At 54.9% G+C, this 11,283-nt stretch carries 15 protein-coding genes and 1 pseudogene; 8 read left to right on the top strand and 8 right to left on the bottom strand.

The genetic code is table 11. From position 1 onward, the window contains the following. Positions 1-815 precede the first annotated feature (815 nt). Entirely contained in the window at positions 816-1,508 is a 693-nt protein-coding gene (locus AC56LV_RS22975; RefSeq protein WP_499561095.1) for a nucleotidyl transferase AbiEii/AbiGii toxin family protein, read from the bottom strand. Beyond that, positions 1,501-1,719: a hypothetical protein gene (locus AC56LV_RS22970; RefSeq protein WP_499561093.1), complete on the bottom strand. Its 219-nt coding sequence runs from the start codon at positions 1,717-1,719 to the stop codon at positions 1,501-1,503. Before AC56LV_RS22970 ends, AC56LV_RS22975 begins: the two co-directional genes overlap by 8 nt. 286 nt (positions 1,720-2,005) lie before the next feature. Between AC56LV_RS22970 and AC56LV_RS22965 the strand changes: the two genes are divergently transcribed. The 8 genes from AC56LV_RS22965 to AC56LV_RS22930 all read left to right on the top strand — a co-directional run bounded on the left by AC56LV_RS22965 (position 2,006) and on the right by AC56LV_RS22930 (position 6,799). After that, the gene (locus AC56LV_RS22965) at positions 2,006-2,632 is read left to right on the top strand and encodes a tyrosine-type recombinase/integrase (RefSeq protein WP_499561092.1); all 627 of its coding nucleotides are present in this window, start codon (positions 2,006-2,008) and stop codon (positions 2,630-2,632) included. 205 nt (positions 2,633-2,837) lie between these two features. Beyond that, positions 2,838-3,167: an H-NS histone family protein gene (locus AC56LV_RS22960; protein WP_499561090.1), complete on the top strand. Its 330-nt coding sequence runs from the start codon at positions 2,838-2,840 to the stop codon at positions 3,165-3,167. 140 nt (positions 3,168-3,307) lie between these two features. After that, a complete protein-coding gene (locus AC56LV_RS22955; RefSeq protein ID WP_499561088.1) occupies positions 3,308-3,874 on the top strand; it encodes a hypothetical protein in 567 nt (188 codons plus the stop codon). 139 nt (positions 3,875-4,013) lie between these two features. Next, entirely contained in the window at positions 4,014-4,190 is a 177-nt protein-coding gene (locus AC56LV_RS22950) for a hypothetical protein (protein ID WP_499561086.1), read from the top strand. Positions 4,191-4,309: 119 nt separating this feature from the next. After that, positions 4,310-4,855, top strand: a complete 546-nt coding sequence (locus AC56LV_RS22945; RefSeq protein WP_499561084.1) for a hypothetical protein — start codon at positions 4,310-4,312, stop codon at positions 4,853-4,855. Positions 4,856-5,466: 611 nt separating this feature from the next. Next, on the top strand, positions 5,467-5,685 hold the full coding sequence (locus tag AC56LV_RS22940) for a hypothetical protein (RefSeq protein ID WP_499561082.1): 219 nt from the start codon (positions 5,467-5,469) through the stop codon (positions 5,683-5,685). A 96-nt stretch (positions 5,686-5,781) separates the two neighbouring features. Next, positions 5,782-6,285 carry a hypothetical protein gene (locus tag AC56LV_RS22935; RefSeq protein ID WP_499561080.1) on the top strand — a complete coding sequence of 168 codons (504 nt, stop codon included), beginning with the start codon at positions 5,782-5,784 and terminating at the stop codon, positions 6,283-6,285. A 103-nt stretch (positions 6,286-6,388) separates the two neighbouring features. Then, entirely contained in the window at positions 6,389-6,799 is a 411-nt protein-coding gene (locus AC56LV_RS22930) for an FmdB family zinc ribbon protein (protein ID WP_499561078.1), read from the top strand. A gap of 186 nt (positions 6,800-6,985) precedes the next feature. Here the strand turns inward: AC56LV_RS22930 and AC56LV_RS22925 are convergent, their stop codons facing one another. From AC56LV_RS22925 to cadR, 6 genes and pseudogenes are all read right to left on the bottom strand, one after another. Beyond that, on the bottom strand, positions 6,986-7,600 hold the full coding sequence (locus AC56LV_RS22925) for a hypothetical protein (protein ID WP_499561076.1): 615 nt from the start codon (positions 7,598-7,600) through the stop codon (positions 6,986-6,988). Positions 7,601-7,668: 68 nt separating this feature from the next. Beyond that, the gene (locus tag AC56LV_RS22920) at positions 7,669-7,851 is read right to left on the bottom strand and encodes an antitoxin VbhA family protein (protein ID WP_499561074.1); all 183 of its coding nucleotides are present in this window, start codon (positions 7,849-7,851) and stop codon (positions 7,669-7,671) included. A gap of 88 nt (positions 7,852-7,939) precedes the next feature. Continuing rightward, positions 7,940-9,196 (bottom strand): tyrosine-type recombinase/integrase, encoded by a 1,257-nt coding sequence (locus tag AC56LV_RS22915; protein WP_499561072.1) that lies wholly within the window; start codon positions 9,194-9,196, stop codon positions 7,940-7,942. After that, complete coding sequence (locus AC56LV_RS22910; protein ID WP_499561070.1) at positions 9,193-9,999, bottom strand: hypothetical protein; 807 nt, start codon at positions 9,997-9,999, stop codon at positions 9,193-9,195. Before AC56LV_RS22910 ends, AC56LV_RS22915 begins: the two co-directional genes overlap by 4 nt. 517 nt (positions 10,000-10,516) lie before the next feature. Beyond that, positions 10,517-10,680: pseudogene (locus tag AC56LV_RS22905) on the bottom strand (transposase); the annotation flags it as partial. Positions 10,681-10,853: 173 nt separating this feature from the next. Beyond that, a complete protein-coding gene (cadR, locus tag AC56LV_RS22900; protein WP_499561068.1) occupies positions 10,854-11,246 on the bottom strand; it encodes a Cd(II)/Pb(II)-responsive transcriptional regulator in 393 nt (130 codons plus the stop codon). Between the last annotated feature and the right edge of the window lie 37 nt (positions 11,247-11,283).

The following is an 11,283-nucleotide window of genomic DNA, read 5'->3' as shown; positions in this document are numbered from 1 at the left end:
GTTGTAGTCTTTCCAGTTGGTCGTTCGGTACTTTGGTTTTGCTGGGGCAGTCATGCCGTCAGTTTACCCCGCACCCACGCTAGACCGCTGAACGGGGCCTATTTGTGCAACAAAGCCCTTGGGAAGTAAAAGCAATACAGCCAAACATCAAGACTATCGTAATAAGCGGACTTGGACGCCTTGAGCACCTATCTCCATATGTTGATGCGTTCATTACCAAGCCCTTCTCAGTTGTAAATATCTTAGGCACGATCCGAACAGTACGGGCTGAAAGTCAGGAGGATTTTGACTACAAGACGCCTCAGTCAAGAAAATAAACCAAGCCATTCGATTCAATACGATGATAATTTTCGATAACAGACCTCCGCAGTATATGACTTCGGCAGAGCTTGAAGACGCAGTCCGACGACGCCGTGACCATACCAAGAAGTTAGTTGTGGAAGCACGCAAACGTAGAGCTGCGTCGTCTAATTCTCCTCTTGCTAACGAAGTCGAAAAACCGATACATAGTTGAAACAAACGATACTTGACCGTCAGCACTCAGCTACCTTCACATTAGCGGGAATGCTCCGCTCCACAGTCCGCTGAGGGTTGGGAGCAGCCAGCCACGGGCCTGCCTCTGTTGGTGGCGTTAAGACAGGTAAGACACGCGAGCCGCGGCTAGCCGGCTAATTGCCTAGGGGAACGGAAGCGGGTGCGTCGCAATTTTCGTCCGGGTTCTCAGGCGCTACCGATGTCACAAGAGCACTGCCATACACGGCACGCACGCCACGCGTGGCCGCGGCGATTACCTCCGTCGCGCTTGCCGATGGCGGCTATGACGACGTGAATGACGCCTTTCCCCGCAGGACTGCCGGGATCTGCTCCACGAGCTCGAGCGCCATGTGCATCTTGGCTAAGCACTGCGCCAAGTAAGCGCGATCGCTCACCATCTCGATTGCGCCGTGGAAGGCACGATCTGATGACGAACCGTAAGCCTGGCGTACCTTATCCCAGGCTGCCTGCGGTACTGCACCCCAATGACCGATCATCATGGCCAGATCGATGATGTCTCGGCTAGCCACTGCCTTGTCGCGGTACCGATCGGTGTTGGCCAGTAGCTTTTCAGCGTACATATCGGCGCGAGAGAGGGTCGGCACACCTGTCGCCGTGTTCATCTCACCTTCAATCTGGATACGTCCCTCGCTGACGATCTCGAACTTCACTGGCACGTCGTCGATGCGCAGAAATGTGCGTATGCCGTACCGGTCCGCGCGTACCTCGCGCGCTAACTGCACCGGCCGGGAGAAGATAGCGCCTAAGGACGTGTCATGGATTGTATTGCGCAGCTCGCGATAGCCTTCTTGAGAAGCGCAGAGAAAGTCGATGTCGACTGATTCCCGGTATTCGTTCAAAGCAAGCACGATCGCGGTACCGCCGCCGAAGAAGCACTTGTTCTGGGAGAGGAAGTCGGCGTCGAGGGCGGCCAGCAGGAGCTGAATGCGATTATGGTGGTCGCGCTTAAACATTCATCAGCCCATGGCCACAGGTCTCCGTCAGGCCATCGATCAGCTCGCGCTCCTGGTCATCCAGCTGTTTGTGGTCGACGAAACGCCAGTTGCTCTCGTAGAGCCCGAAAGCCTCTTCTGCCGTGATGACATCGTCCGGCCGCCGGCTCCAGGCAAGCAGAGCCAGTTGTGGGTAGTCCCCGATCCTCAGGGTGAGCGGTGGGATTTTCATGAGAACGATTATCGGTCTTCCCGGCAGAAAGTCAACGCCTTGCCCGTGCACTCCTGATGAGGGTCCAAATTACCCGAGACCAGTCAACCCAGGAAAATCGGTTCACTTTGCTATCAATCAAAGCTACTGGCTTCCAGTGTCACCCCAGGAGGGGTGACGGTTGTTGAACGATTTTCCATTACACCGTACTTGAAGGTCCGCAATGGGTTGGGTGACGCCATCCGACTCCGTCCGTAACTACAGCAAGAGTACGCCAAAATAAGGTCCGATTCCTAAGGAGGACCTCATGAAACCGTGCATGCAGACGTCGGCTTCTCAAGCTGCCTGGAATAAGGGGAAACTGGTTGGCCAGAAAAGTCCATTGAAATTGAAAGAGATATGGGCCATCCGAATTCGCCTACAGTTGACTGAACAAGTCAGGGATCTTGCCCTATTCAACTTGGCAATCGACAGCAAATTGCGCGGCTGTGACCTGCTGAGCTTGAAAGTTAGCGACATCGCACAGGGACGTAGCATCATGCATCGTGCGATAGTCATGCAGCGTAAAACGCACCGTCCAGTACAGTTTGAAGTCACTGACATGACAAGGCAGTCGCTGTTGGCATGGATTGACCGAGCCAAGCTTTCTAACAACGCGTTCCTCTTCCCAAGCAGAGTCAAGCGGTCGCCGCATTTGTCCACGCGCCAGTACGCTCGCATTGTCAGACGGTGGATTACTTCAATAGGGCTTGATGTCGCAGCATACGGCACCCACACCATGCGTCGAACGAAAGCGACACTCATCTATCGAAGGACCAAGAACCTTCGTGCGGTTCAGCTTCTGCTAGGGCATACCAAGCTCGAAAGCACAGTTCGATACCTTGGCATCGAAGTTGATGACGCACTTGAAATTTCCGAGCAAACTGAGGCTTAGACTTACTGCCGCCGGCCGATGTCGGGGGGTATTCTGTCAACCTGATCGTTTGCTCAAGGTAGTAGGGCAGATAACTCAAATCATTCCGCATGCTTTGTTCAGGCCCTTTAGAAGACCGCTGACGGTGCTTCGTAAGACATGTGAATTAATGAGCACGTAGTAGAATCGGCACCAGAACGTTATAACTTACTGAAAAGGAAACAAAATGACTAAGATCGACCTGTCAAGCTACAGCCTTAGCGAACTGAAGGAACTCCAGCATGGCATCGGCCAAGAAATCAAGAACCGCCAACAAGGCGACTTAGCAAAAGCACGTCAGCAAATTCTATCGATTGCACAGGACGTAGGCGTGACAGTCGAGGAATTGCTCGCAGTAAATTCGAAAAAGTCGTCGAACGGGAAAGGGCAAAAGGTAGAGCCGCAGTACCACAATCCAGCTGAAAAAGGTCAAACTTGGTCGGGCCGTGGACGCCAGCCGAAATGGATCGCAGAAGGCATCGCTGGCGGCAAGCAACTGGCAGACTTCAGAATCTAATTTCAACGGTACACAGGTATATTTCTCCGTGCTAGCTCAACCGACAGCAGTTGTTGAATACGCAGCTTTCGGCCAAAAGCGGCCCTTTGGAAGCACAGCAGTGAGATGATTTTAGCCAGCAGTATTGATGAAGGATTCTGATGTTTCTCGTCCGTTGTGAAGCCAGATGTGATGAAGCTACGGCATTCCCGTCAAGGCTGCGCTCTGCCGTGCGTGACGCTGTTGCCTCCGTGACTATCGGCGAGTGGCATCCGCCCAGACATGCGTTCATGGTCAACGTGGAGGGCGAAGCGCTTCGCATACCTTATCGGGTCTACTACGATCCTGACCTATTACGTCGGCAACTAAGGGAGTTGCAGGCTGCAGCTAGGCTAACACTCCTGTGCTTGGGGACGCGCCATTACGACGGCTATTTACGTCAAGAATGTCTTCGGGAATTGGTTAAAAACGAAGCGCCCTGGCTCACGCCGTATGTTCTTCAGCTTGCTGGCGAATACGTTGTCGAGATTATAGAGGACGTCGCTAACGCCATTGGCGAGCACAATCCTGCCACGCTGCGGGCTTTCGCATTGGAGAATTCTTCATATCTGGCGACACTTGGACGCCGAATCACAAGTTACTGGAGCTACCACCGACATGCTTATCCGGAGCGCCATTCGTATCCAGGAGCCAAGGTTTTAGCTGTCCTGAATGCTGCTTTGGAATGACTGTTTAGGGTCGTCGATTCCGGCCTGTCGCGACCGCCGTTGGATTTTCAACCTGGCAACCTGCTATGCTGGCCTGAACGGCCGGGTTCGGCCACAAGCGGACAATTACCCCATGCAAATTGCACGAAAAGGAAATGTTATGAAGTACTTTGTTAGTCTTGGACTTGGTACGGCAGTGGGCACGCTGCTTTTTACAGGTCTTCTAAGTGCCGCCCATGAATTTGACTGGGGTCGCGCACTGTTCGTTGGCTTGTTTGTTGGTTTGGCAGGAGCAGGCTTATCGTCGCTTACTCAGAAAAAGAAACAGGATCGATAGATAGCGCGTTCGCCGGAGTGAACGTCCGGTTTGGGTTGGAAGCAGACGTAACCTGTAGGTCTGCAACCGGCCAGAAGCGAACTTTCGGTAACGCTAACGCATTAAAATGGAAGGATGGCATGTCTGGAGTACACCTGGAATTGATGCGGGATCCTTCCCGGATATTTCCACAAGTCGCCGATCCTGAATCTGTACATAGTGCGAAGGTTTGGTTCTGCAAATACAGGAGCCTTGGATCACTGGCAGAACTATGTGACTTGGAAGAACTGGTGATCGCTGGTTTTCCTGATGAGTCCTTTGAATTCCTCGCAAGGCTTGAAAAGCTGCGCTTTTTGAGCGTGCTGCATATGCCTAAGATTTTTGATATCGCGCCATTAGCCAGACTAACGCAGCTGACGTCATTATCCTTGTCAACTCTTCCAAGTTGGGACGCATCACGGAAGACGACCACCATCCAATCGCTTGAACCATTGGCGGCAATCCCCGGGCTAGCACATCTGGAGCTTTTCGGTGTCTGCCCACCGGACAAATTGCTTGCTCTACTTGAAAAATGCCGGCACCTCCAAACGGTTCGAGTCTCGCAGTACCCGCGAGCGGAAACGAGCCGATTCTATGCTGCAACCAATGTTGACAATCGGTTCAACGCAGCACCATCCTTCTCCTGAGCCATCAATGGCCGCTTCGGGTCGATAGCAGCCGGTCACGTGGGACCGAAACGCTCTGGGCGTTGTGTCAAACTTTATTGTTGCAAACTTTGAACTAGGCAGGCTTCGACCGGTGCTTGTGTCAAACATTGTTTTGACGCGCTGCATATCGAAATCGCCCACTTTCATAGGGGAGCTTGTGTCAAACATTATTGTTCGTCCACAGCAGCGAGCATTGCGAAGGCATACGACACGGCCTTGCCAGCGCAAGAGCAAGAAGCTGTCCGACGCCACCTAGCCTTCATTCTCCCAAAGTTGAAGGAGCCGAACACTCTTATCGCGCCAGTCCAAGCCGCGCTCATGGCAGTACAGAGCCGTCCGGTTGTAAAGCAATTGCACGAACACGCAGTGGCCAGAGTGATCGGCGCAGTACTGCTCGCTTTGGTCATCGCGGGCTTGACTAAACTACTTGGCTGGAATTAACCAAGAAAATCCGCACAGCAGCATCCACGGCCCGCATGACGGGCCTGGTGCAGTGAGAGCTGGCACGGTGCCGGCAAACATCCGAAAGCGCGCCACGCGCCCGATAGCCAGCCGGAAGCTGACAAAAAAATCTAGGAATTAGGCAAAACATGAGCGACTTCTTCGCAAATCAGTTATCCCCTGGCCCCGCACTCGGAATGCTCGGCATCTTCATCGCGATTGCCACCTATTTCAACTGGAATGAACTCGCTACGGCATCGGTCCAGATCGGGCTTCCCTCGGCAAATGTGTTGCCAAATTTAATGGGGATTTTTGCCACGATGGTCAGCGTGGCAGGATTCATCTATGTGCTGGTAAAGCGTCAGTAACCCTCGGAAAACCCAGCGGTACCGATGCCAGCCACGAGCTGGCGTCGTCAATGAGAGGGTCGGGTACTGTGCCTGGCCAACGAGGAAAAAGGAACCATGGCAGAGCACAATAAATTGCATATCGCGGGGCAGCTCTTACTCAATGCGGCCAAGGATTTTGAAACGGCAACAACGGACGCCGACTACGTGAAGTGCATTCTGCTGGCGGGTGCAGTGGTGAACGTCTGCTATCCAATAGTTGAAGAGAGGGGTGGTAAATCCAGCCAACGAGCGAGCGCGGAGCTAGCAACCAAACTGACGGAGATGCGTTCCGGCGAGCCCTTCGACGCGAAGGCCTGGGAGGCCCAGGTAAAGCGTTACATTGGATTCGACGCGTTTGTGTACAACGCGCTTAAGCACGCAGGAGACACACGAAAGAAAGTGGCCGCAGTTGATGACATCTTTTTTGAGGCGGATTTGAAACATGAGGCGAGAAACCTCATTCTCAACGCGATAGATGACTTTAGGTCGGTTCCACATTCGCACGCTGCCATCGCTGAGTTCGACCCTGAGCTGCTAACACTCGTGAACTCTCCCTGGCCCCTAGGTCGGCGAAGCTGAAATCACGGAAAATAGCCTCGTGCAGCAGAGCGAATTCGAGGGCCATGGAGATTAGTCGTATTTATTTCGGAAAATGACACACACATCATGATCGAAGACACCCATGGATGAGGCCCACGTGCTGTACCTGTACAAATGTGCTCAATGCCGGCACGAAGGCGAAGTGTATCTGCCCGGCGATGCGCACGACGGCGCCCCGCATGAGTGCAGTTCGTGCGGCGCCAAGGTCTTTCTCGAATGGGACGGCGGCGTGACCTTCGGTGCCGAATCCGTCAAGCCACCGATCGAAGAGGCACAGCGCTGGCGGGAGGAAAAGGGCTATGCCGGCCGCGGGGGCGTAGTAATTATTTTCAAAGGTACCGCCGATGCCTGGGTTGACAAGCTGCGCAACCCAAACCATTGGCAACCGGGGTGCATCGCCGTTGATGAGAGCGGCAGGACGTGGACGGCTATTGGCGGCACTGAGCGAGACGGTGCGCTAATGTGGCTCTCAGACGACCCGATCCTGGATTGAAGGCCGGAGTAAGAAGAAAAGCTTCAACGGGTTGACCGAGATAGCCGCTGTTGAACATGCACGCATCGTCAGGATATCCACAATCCGTGTGGAGAACACCTTCAATCCAGACATGAAAAGCAGCAGGCATGCGGGTTCTATCGGCGTGCCTGCATTTTAGGCATTGGTGCCCTAGCCTAAGTCATATCAACGCGGCGCCTTGTCAATGGCCATGCGGTCAAGAACGGTCATCGGGTCATACGGCGTGCCAAAGATTCGCTGCAGAGCTGCCCGGAATTCGACCGGCAAAGTGCCGTTCTCTTCTCGCTCTTTCCCCGGGTTCGACATCTCATCCATGATATCGAACGCTGGCAGTCCAATCCTTGGCCTAGTGCTCGCATGCCAGACCATTGCATCTTCGAAGTCTTCAGCGGTTACAACGAACGGCAAGATAACTGGTGGCGGGGCGAAAGCGCGATCCGGCAGCTCATGTAGTGGAGCCCATGAAGCGCGAACGTCGACGATCTCGTCGTTGTCCTTTTTCGCGCAGCTGAGAAGTGCAGCGCCGAAATCTTCGCATCGCATTGAGGCGCTGTGCTTTCCACTTGCGCGCACGTGGACGGCGACCTGGTCGATCGTGTCGTTTGGCAGCTGGATATGCACTGGCGGACCATAAGGAAATAGCTCGCAGATCGCAGCATGGAGAGCGGCAAAGTCCACATCCGAATGGTTAACCCGCGGCGGCTGCGCTCGGCCCGCGAGCACCTGCGAAAAGTCGGGGTTCACCCAAAGCCCACACACCATCTGAAATTTCTTCGCCATTTCTTTCCCTGTTAAATTATCGAGCCCATCGAGCAGATGAACATAATAGTAGTCGTGAACACAACAATCTAGACCGGGTGCCTGTTGTATTGCGTCCTGGTGTACTCAAGAGCACTATCTAGTGAAATTTCACCGTCGATATACCGATTGAGTAACGCAGTGAATTCCGAATCGGGCTTCAAGCCTTCCAACGCGGAATTAGCCAACGCTCGCTTTACCGCCTTTTCGCGGTCTTGTCTTGTGGCAGCCATGATTTATTAACATCTTTCTGGTGAGTATTAGGGCCAGCTTACACATCCTGGTGCGCCGATTTACGCATTTTCGATAACGGCCTGGCTACTACTTTGGGACGGATTCTATGTCGTCAAAAATTGCCGGCGATTGAACCTGCGCAATAGCGCCAAAGTCGACCTTTTCGCTCGCACGCACTACGTCAAGCGCACCCTGGCGCGTATAGTTCATCGTCGTCTCGACGCTGCTATGGCCGAGCATAGAGGCGACGGTACGAATATCTTGCCCTTTCAGGAGTGCGGCCGTGGCAAACGTGTGGCGCAGCCAATGCGCAGATGCTTCCCTGAGCCGATCAGCTGTAGCGCGATCCCCTCGGGATTGGATGACCGCGGCAGCATCGGACAGGCGAGCCTTGATGATCTTGTTGAGGCCTTGGCGCGTGGTTACGCTTGCCCAAGCGCCGAAGAAGCGTTTGTCGGCCGCACGTGTAATCGCGCCTCCCTTAAGCTCTATTTTCTTCGTGCGGGGCGACAGCAGCAGGGGCGTTGAATCTCCGTGCGAAGGATAGGGGGGCAGGGCGAACGAGAGGCGGTAGGCGATCAGTGCGTCCATCAACAGGCTTGTCACCGGTACTGGGCGTTCCTTGCCTCCTTTAGCGTTTTCACCGGACACAGTGAACACCCAGTACGTCTTGCGGTTCGCAGGATCTGCCAACTGCGTGAACGCGCCCATCTTTGCTCCGACAATTTCCGTCGCACGCAATCCCGCTTCGCGCAGACATACGAGGATAAAGCGATCACGCAAATGCCGGCGTCGGTCAGTCAAGCATGAGCGATCCTGCTCGTCCATCACATGAAGGACCGTGTCGTACACATCAAGATGAATCGCTCGCGACACGTTCAGGCGCCGGGCTGCTGGAGCCTTTGTCATGGCCATTGGGTCGCGCTGGAGATATCCGCTCGCCTGCAAGGCTCCGAACATCGCCTTCGTGAACCGCATGATGTCGCTTTGCGAGCTAACTGAAGGCTGCGACTTAAAGGGAGTGTGGTTCGGTTCGCCCTTATTCGCGGGAAGGTACCGCGGCGGCACCTCCTTGAGGAAATCGCGGAACGCCTCAACGTCTTGCATGCTCCATGTCGAAGGCGGGCGGCCGAGCACCTTTTCGCAGAACCACCGCAGCTTCGCAAGGTGGAAGCGATATGTGGCAACCGTGGATGTCTTCCCATTGCGGCTGTTGGACGCCACCGTTGCGAGCCAGACCTCGATTGCGTGCCAGTCGTCGACCACGGCGCCCAAGATATGCGGCGTAGAGTCGATCGGGCGGGTGGGGAGGGCGTTTGGCTGAACAATCAGGTCGTTCTTCATCGTTTTTGCTCCGTGCGCAGTTCAGGAGGAATCGCGCCGCCGCGCTGATAGGCGGCCTGGCGAAACACTTCCATCAATCGTTCATTCGTTTTCAGCAGTTCTTCAAGCTGGCTCCGGCGGTCACGCTCCGCCCGGGTTTCCCCACGCACGTCATCAATGGAGCGCATGGCGAACTTCCGTATCTCGGCAAGCTCGTCAGCCACTGCCTGCATTGCTGCACCATGAGCCTCGCGCAGCGCCTGCGCCGACGCTTCGGCCTGATGCAGCCTCGCGGTCGCATCAGCTACACGCTCCGTCGACACCTGGAGGTCGGCAGCCAGCTTGGCAGCGAGCCCTCGCGTTTCTGCCAACGCCCGGTCTGAGGCCGCAAGGCGGTTGCAAAGGTCGGCAATGTAGGTTTGAGCCATTTGCTGCTCTCCCTGGACTGCTTTTCCTACGGCGCCGAGCTGACGTGCCAACACATCCTCAACCGCACCCCTTATCAAGCCATCAATGTCGCCGGTTGGCGCTAGCCAGCTCGGGGCCGCTGCATCGGGAACCGACGCCGGCGCCGCCGCACCTGAGATCTCCCGTTCAACGGCTTCTTTTTCGAGCGCAAGCGTATTGGTCGATGGCTTGTAATCAGGCGCGTAAGCATTAAGCAGGCGCCGGTAAATCGCTGGACTGAACGTCCGCCCAGTCGCTGTATGGACAGCCCGAATGAACTCATGCACGAATGGCCTGTTCGACGGGCGACCAGGTGGATATTTCTCTTTGAGCGGCGAGACAAACAGCAGCAGCTTACTCGCTTGCTCGTCGGACATCTGGAACGGTATTCGGGCCAAGGTGGTGCTCTTTCGTTGGCGCTGGGGGCGTGGCCGCAATGCTGCGCCAGGCAGATCAATCAGCGCGTAAAGTCAGTTTTCGAACACGGCAGGGTGAAACGCAAGTGCTCTTACCTAAATCTACTAACTGAGCTCGGTACTAAGTCTTTGATTTGAAACGACGTTAAATCAATGACGAAGTTTTAGGTATCTGGTTGCGCTCGATTTACGCGACCCTGTACCTAACAATACTCACTCAGCGCGCACTGAAAAAAAAGTACCTAAACACCGTCACATAGCGACACTGACTCTGGCGAAACGCGCCGAGAATCATCTCGATCGCTCGCTGATCTTGGGAACCGGCAAGTCACGGCCACGTGTAGTGATGACACCGCTGTTAAAGCGAACAAATGATTTATCTCGACAGAGGCACGTACAGCCGCGGTGCGCGGGCCTCCTGCCAAGGTGACGGGTCGCCGGGATAGCGTTTCGGGCTTTGGCATTGACTCAGGTCGGGGCCCATCTTTTGGCGCAGGGGAAGGCTGAACAAGCCTTTTATTTGTCGAGGAGAGCTGCATCGCCGTTTTGCTGTATTTTCAGCTGCGGCCCCGTTTGCCGCTGGCACGGCCGGCACCACATGTCCTTGTGCTGTGAAATGAGCAGGGAGCCGGACGCCTTCACCGCCGTGTTGCAGAGTTTCCAGTGGGTTGTTCGGTGTTTCGGTTATTTTGGGGCACTCATGCCATAAGCTTACCTATACCATGCTCGAAGGCTGCACGGGTCGATTTCTGCAACAGCACCTCGACACGTCGACACATGCATACAACGTCGTTTGCGGTTTCAGCTACTTTGATTCAGACGCCTCCGAGTGCGTTGAGTATCGCGCACGAGCGAGTTGCATCCGTGCTGTTGCATCTGCTGCGCAAGCGCCTCAATTGCTCGTCGAGCATCGTCAGCGCCGCAATCCGTGCACTTACCTCTGCAATATGCTGATCCAGCAAAGCGTTGACCTCGGCGCAGTCCTGCTCGGGGAAGTCCCGAAGGTCGAGGAGCTTACGAATCTCGTCTAGTGGCATATCCAGAGCGCGGCAATGCCTGATGAAGTCTAGGCGTTCAGCGTGCGCATGCCCATAGGATCGATAGTTGTTTGCGCTGCGAGCGGGCGGGGCCAGCAACCCAATTTGTTCGTAATATCGGATGGTTTCCACCAGGCACCCAGAGCGTTGGGCCAGTTCGCCTATTTTCATGATATCGGTCCCTTTACGCAAATAGTGCTTGACCCTG

The sequence above is a fragment of the Telluria sp. RB2R28 genome (assembly GCF_059685835.1).
The sequence above is the reverse complement of the archived record's forward strand: the minus strand, read 5'-3'. Positions and strand labels throughout refer to the sequence as shown.